Source organism: Maribacter sp. Asnod2-G09 (assembly GCF_045063795.1).
GTDB lineage: Bacteria > Bacteroidota > Bacteroidia > Flavobacteriales > Flavobacteriaceae > Maribacter.
In genome coordinates this window covers 735,800-757,369 of the sequence record NZ_JBEFOA010000002.1, presented here as the reverse complement: position 1 = coordinate 757,369, position 21,570 = coordinate 735,800, and the positions used below count along the sequence as shown (strand labels likewise).

21 protein-coding genes are annotated in these 21,570 nt (G+C 35.3%); 8 read left to right on the top strand and 13 right to left on the bottom strand.

From position 1 onward, the window contains the following. Positions 1–284 precede the first annotated feature (284 nt). The 3 genes from ACJJVT_RS03385 to ACJJVT_RS03375 form a co-directional block, all read right to left on the bottom strand. Positions 285–1,082: a TIGR00266 family protein gene (locus tag ACJJVT_RS03385; protein ID WP_133688677.1), complete on the bottom strand. Its 798-nt coding sequence runs from the start codon at positions 1,080–1,082 to the stop codon at positions 285–287. Between the two features lie 64 nt (positions 1,083–1,146). Next, positions 1,147–1,659 carry a hypothetical protein gene (locus ACJJVT_RS03380; RefSeq protein ID WP_405396479.1) on the bottom strand — a complete coding sequence of 171 codons (513 nt, stop codon included), beginning with the start codon at positions 1,657–1,659 and terminating at the stop codon, positions 1,147–1,149. A 5-nt stretch (positions 1,660–1,664) separates the two neighbouring features. Beyond that, the gene (locus ACJJVT_RS03375) at positions 1,665–2,126 is read right to left on the bottom strand and encodes a DUF4442 domain-containing protein (protein ID WP_324026390.1); all 462 of its coding nucleotides are present in this window, start codon (positions 2,124–2,126) and stop codon (positions 1,665–1,667) included. Positions 2,127–2,320: 194 nt separating this feature from the next. On the opposite strand from ACJJVT_RS03375, the gene ACJJVT_RS03370 reads away from it, so the two are divergent. From ACJJVT_RS03370 to ACJJVT_RS03340, 7 genes are all read left to right on the top strand, one after another. Then, positions 2,321–2,803, top strand: a complete 483-nt coding sequence (locus ACJJVT_RS03370) for a DUF4870 domain-containing protein (RefSeq protein ID WP_405396477.1) — start codon at positions 2,321–2,323, stop codon at positions 2,801–2,803. A 183-nt stretch (positions 2,804–2,986) separates the two neighbouring features. Beyond that, positions 2,987–3,322, top strand: a complete 336-nt coding sequence (locus ACJJVT_RS03365) for a PadR family transcriptional regulator (protein WP_073245975.1) — start codon at positions 2,987–2,989, stop codon at positions 3,320–3,322. A gap of 2 nt (positions 3,323–3,324) precedes the next feature. Then, the gene (locus tag ACJJVT_RS03360; protein ID WP_405396474.1) at positions 3,325–5,115 is read left to right on the top strand and encodes a PspC domain-containing protein; all 1,791 of its coding nucleotides are present in this window, start codon (positions 3,325–3,327) and stop codon (positions 5,113–5,115) included. A gap of 113 nt (positions 5,116–5,228) precedes the next feature. Further along, positions 5,229–5,960: a head GIN domain-containing protein gene (locus tag ACJJVT_RS03355; protein ID WP_405396473.1), complete on the top strand. Its 732-nt coding sequence runs from the start codon at positions 5,229–5,231 to the stop codon at positions 5,958–5,960. A gap of 254 nt (positions 5,961–6,214) precedes the next feature. Then, on the top strand, positions 6,215–7,228 hold the full coding sequence (locus ACJJVT_RS03350) for a dipeptide epimerase (RefSeq protein WP_405396647.1): 1,014 nt from the start codon (positions 6,215–6,217) through the stop codon (positions 7,226–7,228). Then, on the top strand, positions 7,228–8,271 hold the full coding sequence (locus ACJJVT_RS03345; RefSeq protein ID WP_405396472.1) for an aminotransferase class I/II-fold pyridoxal phosphate-dependent enzyme: 1,044 nt from the start codon (positions 7,228–7,230) through the stop codon (positions 8,269–8,271). Before ACJJVT_RS03350 ends, ACJJVT_RS03345 begins: the two co-directional genes overlap by 1 nt. Before the next feature lie 129 nt (positions 8,272–8,400). Beyond that, a complete protein-coding gene (locus ACJJVT_RS03340; RefSeq protein WP_405396471.1) occupies positions 8,401–8,847 on the top strand; it encodes a hypothetical protein in 447 nt (148 codons plus the stop codon). A gap of 74 nt (positions 8,848–8,921) precedes the next feature. On the opposite strand, the gene trxB is transcribed toward ACJJVT_RS03340, so the two are convergent. Continuing rightward, positions 8,922–9,899 (bottom strand): thioredoxin-disulfide reductase, encoded by a 978-nt coding sequence (trxB, locus tag ACJJVT_RS03335; protein ID WP_133688709.1) that lies wholly within the window; start codon positions 9,897–9,899, stop codon positions 8,922–8,924. Positions 9,900–10,120: 221 nt separating this feature from the next. Between trxB and ACJJVT_RS03330 the strand changes: the two genes are divergently transcribed. Continuing rightward, the gene (locus ACJJVT_RS03330; protein WP_405396469.1) at positions 10,121–10,816 is read left to right on the top strand and encodes a LytR/AlgR family response regulator transcription factor; all 696 of its coding nucleotides are present in this window, start codon (positions 10,121–10,123) and stop codon (positions 10,814–10,816) included. A gap of 5 nt (positions 10,817–10,821) precedes the next feature. Here ACJJVT_RS03330 and ACJJVT_RS03325 read toward each other — a convergent pair whose 3' ends face one another. The 9 genes from ACJJVT_RS03325 to fsa form a co-directional block, all read right to left on the bottom strand. Further along, on the bottom strand, positions 10,822–11,955 hold the full coding sequence (locus ACJJVT_RS03325) for a formylglycine-generating enzyme family protein (RefSeq protein ID WP_405396467.1): 1,134 nt from the start codon (positions 11,953–11,955) through the stop codon (positions 10,822–10,824). A 49-nt stretch (positions 11,956–12,004) separates the two neighbouring features. Further along, a complete protein-coding gene (locus ACJJVT_RS03320; RefSeq protein ID WP_405396466.1) occupies positions 12,005–15,196 on the bottom strand; it encodes a glycoside hydrolase family 2 TIM barrel-domain containing protein in 3,192 nt (1,063 codons plus the stop codon). A 226-nt stretch (positions 15,197–15,422) separates the two neighbouring features. After that, a complete protein-coding gene (locus ACJJVT_RS03315; RefSeq protein WP_405396463.1) occupies positions 15,423–16,985 on the bottom strand; it encodes an arylsulfatase in 1,563 nt (520 codons plus the stop codon). Between the two features lie 63 nt (positions 16,986–17,048). Then, positions 17,049–18,089 carry an alkane 1-monooxygenase gene (locus ACJJVT_RS03310; protein ID WP_405396461.1) on the bottom strand — a complete coding sequence of 347 codons (1,041 nt, stop codon included), beginning with the start codon at positions 18,087–18,089 and terminating at the stop codon, positions 17,049–17,051. A gap of 247 nt (positions 18,090–18,336) precedes the next feature. Next, positions 18,337–18,573, bottom strand: coding sequence for a type II secretion system protein GspG (locus ACJJVT_RS03305; RefSeq protein WP_405396459.1), 237 nt, complete (start codon positions 18,571–18,573; stop codon positions 18,337–18,339). A 415-nt stretch (positions 18,574–18,988) separates the two neighbouring features. Further along, positions 18,989–19,243 carry a hypothetical protein gene (locus tag ACJJVT_RS03300; RefSeq protein ID WP_405396458.1) on the bottom strand — a complete coding sequence of 85 codons (255 nt, stop codon included), beginning with the start codon at positions 19,241–19,243 and terminating at the stop codon, positions 18,989–18,991. Positions 19,244–19,443: 200 nt separating this feature from the next. Then, positions 19,444–19,953: a hypothetical protein gene (locus ACJJVT_RS03295; RefSeq protein WP_405396456.1), complete on the bottom strand. Its 510-nt coding sequence runs from the start codon at positions 19,951–19,953 to the stop codon at positions 19,444–19,446. A gap of 231 nt (positions 19,954–20,184) precedes the next feature. Further along, positions 20,185–20,649, bottom strand: a complete 465-nt coding sequence (locus ACJJVT_RS03290) for a DMP19 family protein (protein WP_405396454.1) — start codon at positions 20,647–20,649, stop codon at positions 20,185–20,187. Between the two features lie 232 nt (positions 20,650–20,881). Further along, positions 20,882–21,535, bottom strand: a complete 654-nt coding sequence (gene fsa, locus ACJJVT_RS03285; protein WP_073245215.1) for a fructose-6-phosphate aldolase — start codon at positions 21,533–21,535, stop codon at positions 20,882–20,884. Between the last annotated feature and the right edge of the window lie 35 nt (positions 21,536–21,570).

The window sequence follows — 21,570 nt, the reverse complement described above, 5'->3', positions numbered from 1 at the left end:
TTTTGGCTTTTGGCTTTTGGCTTTTGGCTTTTGGCTTTTGGCTTTTGGCTTTTGGCTTTTGGCTTTTGGCTTTTGGCTTTTGGCTTTTGGCTTTTGGCTTTTGGCTTTTGGCTTTTGGCTTTTGGCTTTTGCTAAAACTACAATTTAGCTTCGCTAAATTCTCCTAAAATGCCTGAATCAACACAAGTCTATTATCTTTCTTCTCTTCTCAAAATAAAAACAAACTACTTAATACTTAATACTCCGTACTTTGTACTTTTTATCTTGTACCGTGTCCCTAATTCTTAAAACCTATTATCTCCACCAACAATATCTCCTAGAGTACCAAGAATACTACCTTCTCCTTTATCTTTTCCTCCTCTTGGTATCGACGCCAATACTCTACCTGCAAGACGACTGAATGGTAAGGACTGAATATACACAGTTCCCGGACCGCGAAGGGTTGCGAAGAATAAGCCTTCTCCACCGAAAACGGTATTTCTAATTCCACCTACAAATTCAATATCATAATCAACATCTTTGGTAAAACCTACAATACAACCGGTATCTACTTTTATAACCTCACCGGGTGCCAAGGTCTTTTTTGCCAATGTACCACCGGCATGAACAAATGCCATACCATCACCTTCTAATTTTTGCATGATGAAACCTTCACCACCAAAAAGTCCGCGACCAAGTTTCTTTGAAAATTCTATACCTACCGATACTCCTTGTGCTGCACATAGAAACGCATCTTTCTGGCAAATGAAACGACCACCCATTTCAGATAAGTCAATAGGTAGAATTTTACCAGGATACGGAGAAGCAAAACTAACTTGCTTTTTACCCTGACCTATATTTAAGAAGGCGGTCATGAACAGACTCTCGCCTGTCAACATTCTTTTACCTGCTGAAAATATTTTACCTAAAACGCTATTATCCTGATTACTACCATCTCCAAAAATGGTACTCATTTTAATATCGGTATCCATCATCATAAAGCTACCTGCTTCGGCAACAACTGCCTCTTGCGGGTCTAGCTCTATTTCAACGTATTGCATTTCTTCCCCAAAAATCTCGTAATCTATTTCGTGTGCGTTCATGTGTATTTTGTTTTTGATTGATGCTTATTAGTTGCAGGAAATAGACCTTTTGTTACACTAAACCCTAATTTTCTTTAAGAGTTTTCGAAAATTGTTCTGCCTTTTGCGACCCAATAAGGTATTTCTGTCCATTTTTTAGTGTGAAAGCAACCCCCTCTTTACCCTTTACATTATAAACAGTACCGTACTTTTTAGTTTTTCTGATACCATAACCTACAAAATCATAATTAATGATATGTTGTTCTGTTACTTCACTTAAATCAATGATTTTACTAAAAAATAAAAGATGACGAATTTTTATTTCATTATTTGATACGACAACCTGAAGTTTAGATAATGCCAAAAATAAAATGGTAAGGATATAAATTAGTACGAATATAAATTGCACCATAGATATTCTAGCCGAAATCCAAGATATACTTACATTACCTGAATCACTGGAAGAGTAACCGCCAAATGCATATAGAATACTACTTAAAATATTCAAAACTGCTAAAATTATTGGAGCAAGGACAATCAACCACAACCACCATTGTGTAAATTTTTGTGTTTCCTTAAACCGTATTATTTCTTTCATTATGACTATTTTTTCTTTTTCAACCTCAACGTCCACTCAAACTTAAAGGTACTGACCACTACTCCATCAGTATTTACTCCGACAGATTTCATCCAAACGGTTTGTCCTTCTCCGGTAGCAATAGTTTTATCTAGAGCTTCTTTTATTAAATGTCCGTCTTCACATGTAAATGTAATTCTACCTGTTGCTTTCTTTGAAAAATTAGCGGTATTGTTTGCTACTAACATCGAAATTTTCTTTCCAGATGCTTCTATTTGATCAATTATTAAAGCTCCTGTTGTTAACTCCGCCGCCATACCTTGTACCGCCCAAAACATCGAATTAAACGGATTCTGATTAAACCATCTGTGCTTTACAGTCACTACTGACCTGTTTTTATCTAATTCTCTTAAACGCACTCCGCACCACCATGCAGACGGTAGTTTAAAAAATGAGAACATATTGATTTTACTAGGTGTTACCGCCATTTTATCTGAAAATTTTGATAAAAATAGCTATTATAAACAGCATACTCAAATGTTAATATATTGTTAAATATTAGTACTATGCGTTACATAGTACCTTTTTTTAGACATATATTTGCATAGGAAGTTAATAGGTAATCAAAGTAATTGGCTTTTACATAGTATTATAATCAATCATCATCAGTAACGAATCAATCATGACAGAATCAGTAACTAAACACGAAAGAAACCTCTCTGCATTAATACATGCAAGTACGTTCTCTAAATTCTTTTTTCCGTTCGGGAACTTCATCATTCCACTAGTATTATGGACGGCAAGTAAAAAAGAATATGAATTTGTAGATCATAACGGTAAACAAGCGCTGAATTTTCAAATTAGTATACTCCTCTACTCTATTCTTGTAGGTATGGTTAGTATCCCTTTTTTCTTAGGTGGCTTTCTTCCTAATATTTTTGACTTTGATCATTTCAGCTTTTCAAATATTCACAGTTTCAATAACATCAATTTTAATTTTGATTCTGACGACTTTTTTGGCCCGTGGATGATACCCGTAGCATTACTTGGTTTGGCACAATCAGCCTTATTTATTATCAATATCGTGTATACCATTTTAGCAACTATAAAAACAAATGAAGGGGAATTTTTTGAATATCCCTTCACTATAAAATTTATTAAATAGCATCATCAGCTTACATTATATATCGGGTATTCATCACACCCTTAAGAGTTTATTAATCAATCAAAAAATCAATCAGGATGTTTATTCATCGAACAAAAAACGAACAGTTAACCTATGCAGACAACAGAGACAATGGAGCAATCCCCTCCGAAAGCGGGACTGCATAAAAAGCAAAAAGAGATTATGAATGTAGAAAATACAAAAGCACAAATGCGTAAAGGGGTTTTGGAGTATTGTATCCTGTCCATTTTAAATGGGCATGATAAATATGCTTCTGAAATCTTAGGAACGCTAAAAGATGCAAAAATGCTAGTAGTGGAAGGTACTATCTATCCGCTACTGACCAGATTAAAAAATGCGGGTCTTCTAAACTACCGTTGGGAAGAATCTACTTCTGGACCGCCACGAAAATACTACACCCTAACTGAGACCGGTAAACTTTTTCTTAAAGAATTAGATACCACTTGGGACGAATTAAGAAAAGCCACCAACCTGGTAACCAACTCAAAAAACAGCTAATCATGAACAAAACAGTAAATATAAATTTAGCAAACATGCTCTTCCATATAGACGAAGAGGCATACAATATAATGCGTAGGTATTTAGAATCTGTAAAACGTTCTTTTGCCAACACACCGGGAAGCGATGAAATCATTGCAGATATAGAAGCTCGTATAGCCGAACTTTTTCATGATAAATTAGAGAATGAAAGACAGGTAATTACTCAAAAAGAAGTAGATGAAGTTATCGCTATTATGGGGCAACCTGAAGATTACATGGTAGATGAAGACATCTTTGAAGATGAGCCTAAAGCTAATACTGCTTCAACCAAAGAAAGAGTAAAGAAATTATATAGAGATACCGAAAAGAAATATGTTGCCGGTGTATCTTCTGGTTTAGCACATTACTTCGGTATTGATCCGTTATGGATTCGTTTACTTTGGATTTTCTTGACCATTTTCACTTGGGGCGGATTCATCTTTATATACGGTTTACTTTGGATCCTTATTCCTGAGGCTAGAACAACTGCTCAAAAATTAGATATGAGCGGCGAAACGGTCAACATTAGTAATATTGAGCGTAAAGTTAAAGAGGGTTTTGATGACGTAGCGGATCGTGTAAAAAGTGTTGACTATGAGAAAGTAGGTGACACCGTCAAAAAAGGAGGTAAAACGATTTTTGACACCTTTGGTGATATCGTAATGTTCCTTTTTAAAATCTTTGGCAAATTCATTGGTATTCTTTTAGTTATCATTGGTGCAGCTACATTAATAGGTCTTTTTGTAGGTATGTTTACTGTTGGTATTTTAGATATCATTCATGTACCTGGTATTGATTTCTACAATGTTGTAAATTCTACCAACCTACCTATTTGGGTTGTATCATTATTGGCATTTTTTGCCATCGGTATTCCCTTTTTCTTCTTAATGTACTTAGGATTAAAGATATTGGTAAACAACTTAAAGTCTATTGGTACCGTTGCTAAATTCTCATTGCTAGGATTATGGCTGATTTCAATTATATGTTTAGTAGTCTTTGGTATTAGAGAAGCTGCAGCACATGCGTATACAGGTAGTACTTCTGTAGAAAGTGAAATTACTTCTATCATGCCTTCTGATACTTTAAATATTAGGTTAGTAGGTACAGATGAGTACGATTATGAAAAGGATATGCACATGGGCGATACCTTTATTTCTTATGACGAAGCTGGTAACAAGGTTTTAGTTTCTGATGATGTTAGATTCCGTATTCGTAAGTCGAAAGACACCTTAGTTCGTGTTCAAATTAGAAAAGAAGCTGACGGACCGTCGAATAGAGAAGCCAAAGATATTGCTAGTCAGATCATATATGAATATGAGGTAAACGGTAATACCATTTCTTTTGATGACTATTTAACCACTCAAGGGCCTAAGTTCAAGGATCAAGAGGTACGTGTTAATATATTCTTGCCAGTAGGTACCATTTTAACTTATGACCAGACAAATTCTAGAGATTGGATCACCACTGTTAATACGGACAGAGATGTTGAAGGTCTAGAAGGCTATATCTGGAAAATGACCGAAAGCGGAGAACTTGAATGTCAAGACTGTCCTGATTTTATTGAAATGGAAGATGAAGATGATACGGGTTCTAATCGCATCAATATCAACGAAAACGGCATCGATATCAATATCAATGATAATGGCGATAAAGGGAAAATTATTATCAATGAAAACGGAATTGATATCGACGTAAATGATAACGGAGAATCTTTTAAAATGAAGTTAGATGAGAATGGTGTAAAGGTTAATACTAACGATAGTATCAACTAATTACAGTTCAGACCTCTAAAACAACAATTCAGTATTTATAAATAGAAAAAGAGTTAGAAAACAATCATTTTTACATCATCATAAAATAATAATCAATCAAAAAACGAACAATCATGACAACATTAGTAAGAATTACAGTAGCACTCGTATTAGCCCTATTACTTTCATCTTGTGGCTTCGACATTAACTTCGGAGATTTTGGATCTGGCGAAAAAGGCAACGGCGTAGTCGTTGAAGAAACTAGAGAAATTACTGGCGATTTTACAGAAGTTTCAAGTTCTGAAGGTTTAGAAGTATTTGTTACCCAGGGTGCTGATTTTGACATTGCCGTAGAAGCAGATGAAAATATCATTGACTTAATTGGTACAGATATTAAAAATGGAAAATTAAGAATTCACAGTATAGAGAATATTGGTAGAGCAACCAAAAAAGTATACGTAACCATGCCTAATGTAACTAGTTTACGTGCATCGAGCGGAGCTCACTTAACCACTGAAAATAAGATTAAGTCAGACAAATTAGAGGTCGATGCTAGTAGCGGTGCCATTATCAATGCAAATGTGCTTGTTACCAATATGGATATAGATGCCAGTAGCGGTGCAAATATTTCTTTAGAAGGTACAGCAAAAGAAGTTTATGTGGATGCAAGTAGCGGAGCAAATATTAGAGCTAAAGACTTATCAACTTTGGTAGCTACTGCAGATGCTAGTAGTGGTGCAAATATTAGCATCGATGTTACCGATGATTTAACCGCAGAAGCTTCTAGTGGTGGTAATATATCATACAAAGGCGACCCATCTGTTCAAAAGAACAAATCGGTTTCTGGCAGCGTTCATAAATACTAAATTATTCCTCAATCAATTCAACTTTAAAACCCACTGAAATATCAGTGGGTTTTCATTTTTTTGTCAATGAACTCATCTTAATTTTTTCTTTTACCTACGAATTATACATTTTGCACCCTAATTTTGTCATTTTTGAGTTCCGTAGCTATAGCTATGCAAATAAAAAATGACTTCATTAAAGCACAAAAGCCATAATTCTCGGTTCCAAAGAATAAATCAAGATGAGTTCAATACCTAATCTGTATATTAGTGGTATGGAAGTACACTTAAAAAAATATACATTACCATTAAAATATACCTTCAGTATCTCTAGAGAATCTCATGATTTTCAAGATACTATGATTGCATCTTTATCCTTAGATGGAAAAACCGGGTATGGTGAAGCTACCTCTAATCCGTATTATAAAATTACTACACAGAGCATGATGGATGAAATCAATGCCATATCCTCTGAAATTGAAAATTTTGAATTCACAAAGCCTGAAGTTTTTCATGCCTTTTTAGTTAGTAAAGGTTTATCCAATTTTGCTATTTGTGCTTTAGACTTAGCTGCACATGACCTGTATGGAAAATTACTTGGCAAGCCGCTATACGAGATTTGGGGTACAAGCATCGAAAACTACCCGACAACCAACTATACCATAGGTATTGCAGCTATTGATGTTATGTTAGCCAAAATGCAAGAAATGCCATGGCCTATCTATAAAATTAAACTAGGTACTAGCGATGATGTTGCCATTGTTCGTGAATTAAGAAAACATACCGATGCTATTTTTAGAATAGATGCGAATTGCGCTTGGACGGCTGAAGAAACTATATTTAACGCTCCGCTTTTAAAGGAACTGGGCGTACAGTTTTTAGAACAACCTTTGAAAGCTGATGATTGGTCTGGTATGGAAGAAGTGATGCACCACAGTGTGTTACCCGTAATAGCAGATGAAAGCTGCATTGTAGAAAGCGATGTTGAGAAATGTGCATTACATTTTAGTGGAGTAAATATTAAACTAACCAAGTGTGGCGGACTAACCCCTGCCCTACGGATGATAAAAAAAGCTAAAGAATTAGGTATTAGCGTCATGGTGGGTTGTATGACAGAATCTACTGTAGGTATTTCTGCTATTGCACAGTTGATTCCGCAATTAGATTATGTGGATATGGATGGTGCTTTGTTATTGAAAAGTGATATTGCAACGGGAGTTCATATTGAACCTGACGGAAAAGTTATCTTCCCAAAACTAGCCGGTAGTGGTGTCCAATTGTTAGATTAATGTTTACGATTGATGAATTTCCCGAAAGAACTATAAGCGTTGAAGGTAAAGAATACCTATACTTTGGCGGCACCTCATATTTAGGGCTACAAACTGATGCCGAGTTTCAATCGTTGTTCATCAATAACATTAAAAAATACGGTACAGCCTACAGCGCTTCCCGTAAATCAAATATTAGAATATCAATTTTTGATGAAGTAGATGCCTATTTGGCTGAAATAATTGGTAGTGAAGCTTGTGTGACGATGTCGTCTGGTTATCTCGCTGGTCAATTGGTGTGCAACTATTTTAGTCAACCAGATTACCAATTATACTATGCGCCAAATACCCATTCTGCCTTATTTAGAAATCAGCAAGAAATATTTCAAAGTTGGATGGAGCTTGAAAATGCCATTAAAACCATTTCCGATAAAACACCTGTTCTCTTTTTAGATAGTATTGATTTTCATGGTGATAATTATCCCGCTTACAACTTTCTTAAAAATCTACCACTGAAGGATATAATTCTAGTTGTAGATGATTCTCACGGAATAGGCATTACTGGAGAAAATGGTGGAGGTAGTTTCAAATTTCTACAATCTCTGGCAACAAAAGAACTTTTGGTTTCTTGCTCTTTAGGAAAAGGATTTGGTATTCAAGCCGGAGCGATATTTGGCAGTAATAATATGATTAATGCGTTAAAAAATACACAGTTTTTTGGAGGCGCCAGTCCCGCTACACCTGCTGCTTTAGCAACCTTAAGAGATGCCAGTTCACTTATCACAACTAAAAGAATACAATTGGCAGAAAATCTAAGTCTATTCTTGAAAAACATATCATATAGGTCTCTTTTTGTCTATGCGGAAGGACATCCGACCTTTAATTTTCAAAATGAATTATTAGCTAATTATCTGGAAAAAAACGGAATTATAGTTACTAATTTCAGGTATCCGACAGAAAATGATTCTTTAATGAGTCGTATAGTTTTAAGCGCTTCTCACACCAATGAAGACATTTTAAAGCTTTGCACCATTCTTAATGCATATACTTCAAACCTTCAGTAATTATTACAATTACTGAATTATCATTATGTTATTCGTAATTATTGATAGTATTTTTTGTTAAATTCTGATATTTAATTCGTATCTTTTTAGTACACATTCAACTCTTTTATTAACTAACACCTTACCACTATGAAAAAAATTATAGGATTGGTATTGTTGATGCTTCTATTGGTATCGGCCGCCTCAACAAATTCCATCAACGAAAATTACATGCATACTATAGAAGGTACATGGGAACTGGAAAGTTTTTATAATTATGACGGACAACAAGTTATTGACACTGTACCAACTGCCGATGGGTATAGACAGGTTAAAATGTACTATAACGGTAAAATTATGTGGTCGAGATATGTACCAGTAGATAAAGTAGGCAGATTCGGTTACGGCACTTATAATATTACTGACGACAGATTAATGGAAACGTTAGAATACGGTGATAATGAAATGATTCAAGCTATGGACACCATGCGTATTTTCACTTTTGAACTACAGCTTGGCGACGACAAATTCAGTCAAATAAGCTTAGATGAAGAAGGTAACAGAACATTCTCTGAAAACTATGTAAGAATAGATTAACTGAACACATTCAACAAAAAAAAAGAGCCCATTCTAACGAATGGGCCCTTTTGCATTTTATGCTTTACTAATTACTAGTATTTATCTGCAATTGCTTCTTCAACAGAACCAATTGATGCTAGGTAACGCTCTGCATCTAAAGCAGCCATACAACCTGATCCAGCAGCTGTAACCGCTTGTCTATACTCTTTGTCTTGAGCATCGCCACTAGCGAATACACCTGGTAAATTAGTTTTGGTAGACTTACCTTGTGTAATTAGGTAACCCGTCTCATCCATATCTAATTGACCTTTGAATATATCGGTATTTGGTTTATGACCAATAGCGATAAAAATACCAGTAATGGCAATTTCTTCTTTCTCGCCTGTTTGGTTATTTACCATACGCAAACCTTCAACTACCTGGTCACCTAAAACTTCATCAACCTCAGTATTGTAACGAACATCGATATTCTTAAGGCTATGAACTCTATGTTGCATTGCTTTTGAAGCTCTCATTTCATCTCTACGTACCAACATCGTTACTTTATTACAAATGTTAGCCAAATAAGATGCTTCTTCTGCTGCTGTATCACCTGCACCAACGATTGCTACATCTTGTCCTTTATAGAAAAAGCCGTCACAAACTGCACAAGCAGATACACCGCCGCCACGTAAACGTTGCTCACTAGGTATATTTAAATATTTAGCAGATGCACCCGTAGAAATAATAATAGTTTCAGCTTCTATTTGCTTGTCATTATCTGCAACTACTTTATGAATGCCTCCTTTTTCTTTCGAAAACTCAACTGAAGTTATCATTCCAATTCTAACTTCGGTACCAAAACGCTCAGCTTGTTGTTGCAATTGCACCATCATCGTAGGGCCATCGATACCTTCTGGGTATCCTGGAAAGTTATCTACTTCAGTTGTGGTGGTCAATTGACCTCCTGGCTCCATGCCTGTATACATAACAGGTTTTAAATCTGCACGGGCAGCATAAATTGCCGCAGTATACCCTGCAGGGCCAGATCCTATAATTAATGTTTTTACACGTTCTATTTTATCAGACATAATATCAAGTGGTTCTATTAAATTCTCTACTACAAAAGTAGGTTTTTGTGCTAAAAACTTACAATATAGTTATCAAAAGTTTTTATACGAATATTAGCTATGAAGATAACTATTTACTATTTTTCGCCTGCTTTTCTAACTTTTAATTCAAATTATTTTTAGAAAAAATGAACTTTCCCCCATTCTTTACGTATGTATAGTAGAACTTATATTAATATCGAATGAAAACCTTTAAATGCGCTATTATAGAAGATTCAAGCACGCAGCGAAAACTTCTTGAGCAAATTATCGAGAAAAATAAAAACTTAAAGCTACTACATTCTTCTAGTGCTAGCGTTGAAAGCCTAGCCGAAGTGAATACTTTAAAAATAGATTTCTTATTTCTTGATATTGAAATGCCCGTTATGAACGGATTCGAATTTTTAGCCGGACTAACAATTCAACCGCAAGTAATTATAACTAGTAAAGAGCAAAAATATGCCCTTGAGGCCTTTGAGTTCAATGTAACCGACTTCCTTTTAAAGCCTTTTAGCAATACTAGGTTTGAAGCTGCCATTACTAAAGCAATTGATAAGGCGAAATCTGTAAAAAAGAAACAACCCGAAAGCAAATTGGTTGTAAAGCACAATCTTAAGCAAGTAGAGCTCAATTTGCACGGCATATTATATGTCGAAGCTTTAGGCGATTATGTAAAAGTAGTCACTGAAGAACGCAACTATATTATTCTCTCTACCATGAATGCTTTTAACAAAAGACTTGACTCTGAGAATTTTATACGAATTCATAAATCGTACATCGTTAATTTAAAAATGGTGGAACGTTACAACCACGAGTTCATAGAAATTAAGAATAAGAAAATTCCGATTAGCCGAGCCAAAATAGTTGAACTCGACCAGCTTTTAAATTGCATCGATTAAACCGACTATTCTGTTATCATATCAACCGTTGCAACGGTTCTAAACCCAGTATGCTCTAAAGAAGAATCCATACTAGAGCCCATTCTGGCAGACACTCGGTAACTAGCACAATACGATGCACTACATAAAAAGGAACCGCCTTTTATTACGCGTTCTTTTGCTAGTGGATTATTTGGTGTAAACGGAGCTTCTGCTCCTGAAGGATTTACCAAAACCGTATTTCTATCTTTTACCTCTTTATAGTAGTTGGTGTTATACCAATCGCTCGTCCATTCCCAAACATTGCCTGCCATATCGTATAAACCATATGCATTTGGTGGATATGATTTTACAGGGGCACGCAACTCGAAACCGTCAGCAATAGTATTTTTCACAGGAAACTCACCTTCCCAAGTATTTGCTTTTTCCCTTAAAACAGATTCGTCATCACCCCAGTTATAGATGGTACCATAAGAACCTGCTCTAGATGCCAGCTCCCACTCTGCCTCGGTTGGCAAACGTCTATTTGCCCATTCACAATATGCCAATGCATCTTCATAAGATACCTGCACTACCGGATAATTGTCTTTTCCTTTAATGCTACTTTTTGGTCCGTTTGGGTGTTTCCAATCTGCACCAATCGTCCAGTTCCACCATTGTGAGAAGTCATATAGATTCGGGACTGTTGATTTCGCTTTTTTAAACGTTAATGATCCTGGTTGCAATATTGAATCGTGTGGTTTTTCGGTACCTGGTGGTACTTGCTTTTTAAGTTCTTCCCAATCAATTCCCTTTTCGGCAACAGTTACATAGCCCGTAGCTTTTACAAATGCTGCAAATTGAGCATTGGTTACTTCTGTGACATCCATAAAAAATCCGTCAACAGTTACATCAACTGCTGGTTTTTCATGATCCATTGCCGCTTTATCAGCATCTACGGCTCCTTGCTTAAAAGTCGCACCAGAAACCCATACCATGCCATCGGGAGCAGTTACTCCTTCCGGCTTTTTGTTCAAAATTGTATGCTCGACTACCTGTGCGGTTTCTTCAACCTTCGCAGCAGTTTTTTTTTGAGCTTTTTTTTCTTTGGGTTCTGACTTACAATTTACCATTCCAAATATCAGTAAACCCAAGCCTAAAAACTGTACACTTTTATTCATGCGCTAAATATACTTTCTCTTCTTTAAATTCTAGTCAAATACTGCTATTTTAACGAATAGGACTAATTACATATTCAAAAGAAAGGTTCTCAGGTTGAATCTGATATTTCTCCATCGGTAGTAATCCCCAGCTATTATCACCACCAACACCCATTTGACTATGGTCTATATTGATATTGATTAAATCTCTTGTTGGTATATCGTAAGTGTGCTGCTGTCTTTTCTGCATACCCTCATCAAAATCTGAATTCAACTGATGGTGCGCACTGAAAGAGAATAATTCTGGCGCGGTGATTTTTATTCCTTTTCCATCCTTATTTTCGAATGACAAGGTTCTGATATCTGTTCTGTTTCCATTTTCTTGCGGACGTATATATTCGAAATACAAATCGGAAACATTGGCATCATACACACCTACCAAAGCAGAAGTATTACGATCTAAATAATTTTCGTGTTCTCCTCTACCATACCATTCTACTTGGTCATAGCTGTTATCAATAATTAGATTATTACCAAATCTTGGCATAATTGGTAAATCGCTGCGAATACCTTTTAACTGGGTGCTAACCAATATTTCTCCATTAGAATTAATGGTATAGGTTACATTTACTTGACCATTTACAGATGGTAATTCGTAATCTGCGCTCAGCTTTAAGTCTTTTCTAATTTTAAACGGATTAGCAGTTAGCTTAACAGCATCTATAATCTTTTTACCCTCATTTGAGTTTACTTCTAAACTCATAATATTTTGGGCATCGGTAGCTTCTTTCCATTTCTTTAAAAGTTTAGGCATATTGTAGCCATAATCATTATCATTTGGTGCTCTCCAGAAATTTACGGTCGGTCCTTTTTGTAATAGATTCCCCTGTCCGTAATCGATAGATGATAAAGTACCGTCTTTACTATTGAATCCGATTATAAATCCGTCACCTTTTACAACAATGGTATCATCAATTTTAGTCACCTTCAAGCCCTCGATATTTTCTTCAAAAACAGATGGATTAAATTCTGTTAACTGAAACTGCTCATAAGCCAATAAATAATGCTCAGGTATTAAAGCACTTTCTTTTTTTGTCGTCATATAAACATTCAAATGATATTCAGAACCTGTATTTGCCAATTCGGGTAAGTCTATTTGAACTTCTTTAGTTTCATACGGGGCGATATCAACATCTGTCAAATTACCTTTCCCTACTTCTACCCCATTTTCTAATAATCTCCATGAAAAAGCATATTCAGATAAGTTGGTGAAATCATACATGTTCTTTAAATTGATTTTTCCCGATTTTGGATCTTCAGCATTAAACTTCACATATTGATACACTTTCTTCACCTCATACAAAGCCGGATGCGCAGAACGATCAGGATCTACCAATCCATTCAAGCAGAAGTTATTATCATTCTGTAATTCTGCTCCGCCTAAATCACCACCAAAGGCATAAAATTCTACGCCGTCTTCATTGGTCGCTTTTAATCCTTGATCTACCCAATCCCAAATAAAACCACCTTGTAATACATCGTACTTTTCAATAGCATCCCAATACTCTTGTAGATTACCAACGCTATTCCCCATCGCATGTGCATATTCGCACTGAATTAATGGTCTCTTCGGATTATTTTCGGCATAGGCAATAGTTTGATCAACCCTTGCATACATAGGCGCCTGTATATCTGTATTCGAGAAATTAGTCGCTCCTTCATACTGTACCGGTCTGGTAGTATCATGAGCTTTCAACCAGTCATACGTATCAAAAAGGTTTTGACCGTTACCGGCTTCATTGCCTAATGACCAAGTAACAATAGAGGTATAATTTTTATCGCGCTCGAACATACGAATCGTTCTATCTAAATGCATTTCTCTCCACTCTGGGCGATATGCCGGGTGAATGGCAATTGCGGCTTCATCGCCATCTAAACCTTGGTTGGTCGCTCCCATACCATGAATTTCAATATTGGCTTCATCAACTACATAAAAGCCGTACTTATCTGCCATTCTATAGAAAAACTCGTTTTTAGGGTAGTGACTACAACGTATAGAATTGATATTGTTTTGCTTCATTACCTCCATATCTTTCAAGGTAATTTCTTCGCTAATAACATGACCGGTTACTTCGTCATGATCATGAAGGTTTACCCCTTTTATCAATGCAGGCATACCGTTTACCAAAAACTGATTGTTCTTGATTTCAATTTTTCTGAATCCGATTTTAGAACTGATCGCTTCGGTGGTGTTTCCTTTTTTATCCTTGAATGTAAAAAGTAGCGTGTATAAATTTGGCTTTTCAGCATTCCATGTTTTTACATTGGGAATTTCTTGTACGAATTTTATTGTGGTCGACCCTTCAAAAACATCTATTTTCTGGTCTACTTTAAATACCTCTTTAGCACCGTCTAACAAGGTAACTTCTACTTGAGCACCTTTTTGCTTTTTGCCTGTATTCGCCAGTTTTAAATTTAAACTGAATTTACCGTTGGTATACGTATCATCTAAATCTGCCACCACCGTGTAATCTTTTATAGTCGCTTTATTGGTCGCATATAAATACACATCTCTGTCTATACCGCTTAAACGCCAAAAATCTTGATCTTCTAAATAGCTGGCATCTGACCAACGTAATACTTGAACGGATAAGTAATTTTTGCCCTCTTTCAGGTATTTCGAAATATTGAATTCTGCAGGCGTTTTACTGCCTTCGCTATACCCGACCATTTGTCCGTTCATATATACATACATGGCACCACTTACACCGCCAAAGTGCAAATACACTTCTTTACCATCCCAATTTTTAGGAGTTTCAAAACTGCGTTTATAACTACCAACGGAGTTGATATCGTGAGGAATAAATGGCGGATTCTTAGGAAAAGGATATACTACATTTGTATAAATTGGTGTACCATGACCCTTAAGTTCCCAGTTAGATGGTACCGTAATTTTATCCCAACCTGATGTATCGAAACCTGCATTGAAAAAAGTAGTCGGGCGTTCTGGTACGCTTGCCGCATAGTTAAAATCCCACTCCCCATTTAAAGATTGATAAAAAGAGGAATTCTCCCAGCTTTCATTTGCCAAAGCGGACTTTTCAGTCTCATAACGATATAAAGATGCTGTTGGGCCTTCTCTATTAATTTGAAAAATTTCAGGATTCTCCCACTCCGGGTTTTCCCATTTCGGAGCTTGCGCATTTATAAATGCAGTGAATAAAAAGATGCCGAGTACGCAAATTTTAATACAGTTTTTCATGTTCTAGTTGTTCAAGTGTGTTAGTTTAAAAGTATACGAATTCACTATTATTATAATGATTTCGCATTTTAGCTATTGTAATTTATGGAAATTCACATTTTAGCATCTAAATATTTCAGATACTACCAAATATTCCATCCTTGCAAAATACAATTAAACTTGCGAATTTGAAAAGGATACTATGTTGTAGACCATATAATATGATGCTCTAACAAATGCTATGTTCTTAATCACTTAATAATCCGTTTTCTAGCAGTGGAATCTGAAAACGCTCGGTATCTGGTTTGGTGTGTTCTTTTTTGAATATTGCTGCCGCCTTTTCTAAAATCTCAGGATGATCTATAGCTATATTATGCTTTTCTGTTGGATCGCTCTTTAAATTATACAGCTCTAAGGTTGGTTGCTCGTCATCTTTTAGATGTTGACGAACTACTTTAAAATCGCCCATTCTAATCGCTACTTGTCCGCCATATTCAGGGAACTCCCAATACATAAACTCATGCACTATTTGGTTCTCCTCGCCCAATAACGTAGGTAAAAAACTAATTCCGTCTGTATCAGCTGGTTTTTCAAAATCTAATATTTCTGCAAAGGTTGCCAGCATATCGTAATGTGCAGACGCATGGTCGCTTGTAGTTCCAGGTTCGATCTTTCCTGGCCAGGTAAAAAATGTAGGTACTCTTATTCCGCCTTCATATACAAATCCTTTACCCCTACCATACGTTCCATCAAAGGGCTTGGCACTTTCAAAAAATGTAGGATCTGCTCCGCCCGCATAACTTGGTCCGTTATCAGATGTAAAAACAATCAGTGTATTCTCATAAATACCTTCGTCTTTCAACTGCTTTACCAACTTACCTACATTCTCATCGAAATACGAAACCATGGCGGCATAGGCTGCATGGGGAGTCTGATGCGAAAAATAACCATTACCCTCACCAGACAAATACGGCTCTTCTGGTCCGAATTTCTCCACATAATAATCGACCCAACGCTGCGGCGCTTGTAATGCCACATGCGGAATGGGAGTTGCCCAATACAAGAAAAACGGATTGTCTTTATTTTCTGCTACAAAACCCGTAAGCTCTTTGAACATTAAATCGGGCGCATAATCTGTTAGCGTATAGTCTTTATAGCTCTCCGGATTCTTTGGATCTAAGCCTTTTGGGAAGGGTGAACTTGGCGCCACTGTATCATTCGCCAAATGCACGCGGTTTCTATTCTTGTACAAATGCAAGGGATAATAGGTATGTGCCTGTCGCTGGCAATTGAAGCCGTAGAAAAAATCGAATCCCATTTCATTGGGTATGGAGTGTGTATGCGGTGCACCTAATCCCCATTTACCAACCAGAGCTGTTTTATACCCTTCTTCTTTTAAGTAATTGGCAATCGTTTTGGTGCCTACTGGTACTGGTCTTTGCCCTTCTAAGGTAGAATCTTTTGCCATAGCTTTATAGTTCCAAACATCGCCACGGTCGTTCCACTCATCATTACCACGTATAAAAGAATTACCTGCATGCTTACCGGTCAAAAACATATATCTGGCAGGTGCACAAACGGGAGCACTAGAATAATGCTGGGTAAAAATCATGCCCTCTTTTGATAGGGAGTCGATATTAGGAGTTTCTATTTTCTCTTGACCAAAAGCACCTATTTCGGCATACCCTAAATCATCAGCTAGTATGTAAATGATATTTGGTTTTTGCGGTTTTATATCCTCAATTTTCTTTTGATCTTGACAAGAAAAAAGCTGAATAGCTATAAAAAGTATTAATAGTAGATTTTTCATTTTTGGTGGATAGGTTGTTGGCTGATTTTACTAACTATAGAAAGCTAGATAATATATAAATTATCAAACTCTCATATCTTTTGGTATTCTCTTATTCATTATGGCAAACCATAATGGCGGACATAAAGAGAGTACCATAGATGTGGGATACCCATATGCCATTTGCGGACTCTCATCGTGGCAATCTAAAATTTGATATTTTTTTGAAGATTTATAATGGTGATCGCTGTGTCTGGTTAACTCATACAAAACAATTCGCCCTACTACGTGGTTAGAGTTCCATGAGTGCATTTCGCGAACACGCTCATATCGACCAGATTTGGTTTTATGTCGCAATAAACCATAATGTTCGATATAGTTTACAGTTTCAAGCATAATGAAACCGACGATACCCGCTAAAAGTCCAAACAGTAGTACTTTAGGACTGAAGAAAAATAATATAGCCCCTAAGTACAACATCTGGAAAAATGTATACCAAAGCATATCGTTTTTAAAAGAAAAAAAGCCTTGGTTATTACTCTTCAATAGTCTTTTCTGAATTTTCCATGCATTAAAGTATTGCCGAATACTTGAAGTAAACCAGAACGAATACACACTTTGATTGTACTTGGCAGTAGCCGGATCTTCAGGTGTTGCGGCATGCAAATGATGACCGAAATTATGTTCGATATAAAAATGCATGTAGTAGCTAGGTAATAGCAAAGCCTTACCTATAAAACGCTCGTTGGTACTTTGTCGATGACCAAGTTCGTGAGCAACATTTATTCCGTTAGTACCTAAAACTATACCTACTGAAAAAATTAAACCTAAAAATTCATATGTAGCAAGATTTTGTATGTTCACAGTGTAAAAACTCCATAGTAACAATCCAACAATAACTGGTAAATTGAGGTACAGAAGCCAATCAAAAACTTTTCGTTTTAGTTTATCTTCTACTTCAGCTTCATTTAAATTGGAAGTTTCTACAGGAAGTAAAAGCTCTAAAATGGGAATCATTACAAATGCATAAAAAGGCGTTAGAAAGGTGAAAATTCCTTTAAAGTATAAGCCCATAAAAGCAACTAAGGGCAAAGAAAATGCAGCTAGGTATTTCAAGTCTTTCATAAAGGGTACAGTGAATTAATTTATCAAGAAAGCAATAGTTATATCGTGTTTATTTGAATCTGTAATAAGCTTAATGACATCTGACTAAAGCTAAGCAATTTACTTTGATAAATTAAATTTAATGATACAAGCCATACTTTTAAGATTCTGACGGCTTTGTATTTTATGAAAACACAGATATATTTAAAAAGCTATAAAGTTTTATTTTCATTTAAAAAGTCCGTTTACCGTACTTAGTCTGAAATTCTTAAGTAATTTCTATTGTAACGTTAAATTTGATATCATCTTCAGTTCCAAATTTTCCATCAGAACCAGCAGATATAATTAAATACCCCTTACCATCATTCGTTATTTCAAACTTGTATGCCCGATTCCATGCATCTGTTTGCCATGCTCGCCTTATTCGATTATTTCCAATTAACTCATTTAGATCTACTGGATAAACAGCAAATTTCTCATACCAATTTTCCATTCTATCGCTCATTTCAAAAATCTCTTTTTTGTTTTTTCAGGATAAATGAATCAACTTTGATAGGTAAATAAAAGAAAGGAACTTATACATGTAATTACTACGATGATAGTAAAAATCAAAACACTTGGTTGCATAAATATTTTTTGCACCGGTCTTTTTCTTCCGTCATCTTTCTCCTTTTCACTGATTCATTTGCGATGTTTATAATCTTCACGTATTAACCCAAACTCTACTAAAGTTGAAACTATAAATTCTATCATTTAATTGATTTGGCTAAATGCATTACAAGGTCTAGGTTATCATAATTAAGACGTAGAAATTCAACAAATATCGAGTCTCGCGCTAAACAAAAGATTCAGTGTTCTCTATTTAATTTTTCTGCATAGGTCCAAACTCATTACTCTTTTGTAAATTCTATTTTCATATCCTATTCAAATGGCTCTTTTGGGAGTTTTTGTAAATTCTCAATATATCTGGCATTATTGTATGGTTCATTGGTTTTCATAATTTGATATATTTCAACAGATATACATTGGCCAATCATTTGTCTAGCTTGAGAATCATTAAATCCCTGAGCCCGCAATCTATCCAATGTAATTTTTGTTTCAGGAGGATTGTTATGCTTAAGTTGATTTTTTATTATTTCAAAAATTTGATTTCTTAATATTTCGTTTGTCTCCATAATTAAATGTTTTGCCAGCTATTGTAAGCAATCGTTTAAGATAACAAGTTATCGTATCCAACTTACTTACCACTAATAAATAACACAAAAAAAAAGCTCAAGAATCTGTTTTTTTGAATCTATGAGCATAGAATAATATTGTCTTAGATTAAAGAAGAATTCGTTTGTTTTTTACCTCGGTTCTTTGTCATAAACAGTTTTTACTCGCACAATTCGCAAACAAAATTTGTGGTTAGTACTTCCGAAATCTTTTTTAAATTAATATTCACCTTAAAATATGCGTTGTATTTTTCAAATTCTTCTTCAACGTCAATTACAGCAATTTGCACTTGAAATTTTCCCTTTTCTATTGGTTTTGAAAATTTTATTGGCCAACTTTTATCATTTTTGTAATCTCCATCATTATCACAAATCATAGTGAATTCAGTATGTGAAAGGATTAATAACTCATCATTTTCAGATAATTCTATTGATTGCTCAATAATCTTATCAAATTCAATAATGTCAAGCTCTTTTTCCAAAGAGAATTCCACTAACAAATTATCTCCGCCAGAATTTGTTATTGCAATGATTGAATTATTCAAAATCAACTGACTAAGACCATCTGGGAAATCGTAATTAAATTCATCGGTTTTATACTTCTCTTTTAAAGAGTTTGAAGACGCGATTATTAATACGCCTTCAGTAGTTAATTTAAAATTGTCTTCCATTTTTTAAATTGCTTACAACGTTTCAGCTATGAACAGTACGGGTGCAAACTAGTGTTTGCTTTCCGCCACACACATAGCGAAATCTTTTGGTTTTGCCTGCTTGCCGGCAGGCAGGTTTTTTCTTTTTTTTGTATCAAAGCGAAATACCAAAGATTTCGCGACCTTATAAAAATACGCAAACCCTGCGATTAAGATTGAAGTCGTATTGTTTATTGGTTTTGTTGTAATACGTTATTTTTCGAAGTCAGATTTGTTCTCTTTGATAAAATCAATCAACAGACTTGGTATATTATCAATTTCCATTTTTCCAATCTCCTTATTTGGCGCATAAAATTTGGTGTCCAGATTATTCCAGTATTCGGAAGATTCTTCACTTATTTTTTCTAAAATTTCTCCCCTTTTATCTCTGTTTTCAGGAACAATTCCATTCGGGAATTTATCGTTAGCTTTTTTTACTATTTCAGCTGTTTTATTTGCTCCAATTTGTTTCAGAGCATTAATCGTTTCCATTGCGTAATCTCCGCTAGAGTTCCAGTAAAATTGGTCAAATCCACCATTATTAATTTCTCGCTCTAGGTTTTCAATAATTAGTAGAACTCTTTGAGAAGAATTAAGTTTTTCCATTTCCTCTCCATATTTGGATTTTTCGTTGAGATAGGTATCAATTTCCATAACAATCATATCTTCTCTGTCCATTTGCAGGACTTTATCCAAATCGAATTTGGTTTGAGAATTACAACTCGTAAAGAAAATAGTTGATAGAAATAATAGGATTTTTTTCAATGTTTAATGGTTTTGTATAATGTGTTACAACAATTGTATAAAGTAACAAGTTATTTTATATCTTTTATGTGCCAACTAATACAAAACAAAAAAACCATCACTTTTCAGTGATGGTTTTCTATATCAATAGCTTAAATCTTACGACTTAGTTTCCTTTTTGGTAATCAGCTAAGAACTTCGCTAAACCGCTATCAGTTAATGGGTGCTTTAAAAGACCGACAATTGAACTTAAACCACCAGTCATAACATCAGCACCAATTTTAGCACAGTCGATAATGTGCATTACGTGACGTACAGATGCTGCTAATATTTGAGTTTCGTAACCGTAGTTATCGTATATCAAACGAATATCTGCGATCAATCCTAATCCGTCTGTAGAGATATCATCTAAACGACCAATGAAAGGCGATACATATGTTGCACCTGCTTTTGCAGCTAATAATGCTTGACCAGAAGAAAATACCAAAGTACAGTTAGTTCTGTATCCTTTATCAGAGAAATACTTAATTGCTTTTACACCTTCTTTGATCATAGGTACTTTAATTACGATCTGTGGGCTAATTTTAACCAACTTCTCGCCTTCTGCGATCATACCTTCATAATCAGTAGAAATAACCTCAGCACTTACATCACCGTCAACTACATCACATATTTTCTTGTAATGAGCCAATATGTTATCAGCACCAGTAATGCCTTCTTTTGCCATTAAAGACGGGTTAGTTGTAACACCATCTAAAATACCCATATCTTGAGCTTCTTTGATCTCGTCTAAATTCGCTGTATCTATAAAAAATTTCATCTTTTTCTAATTTTTAATTTATAATGAATGTCTTT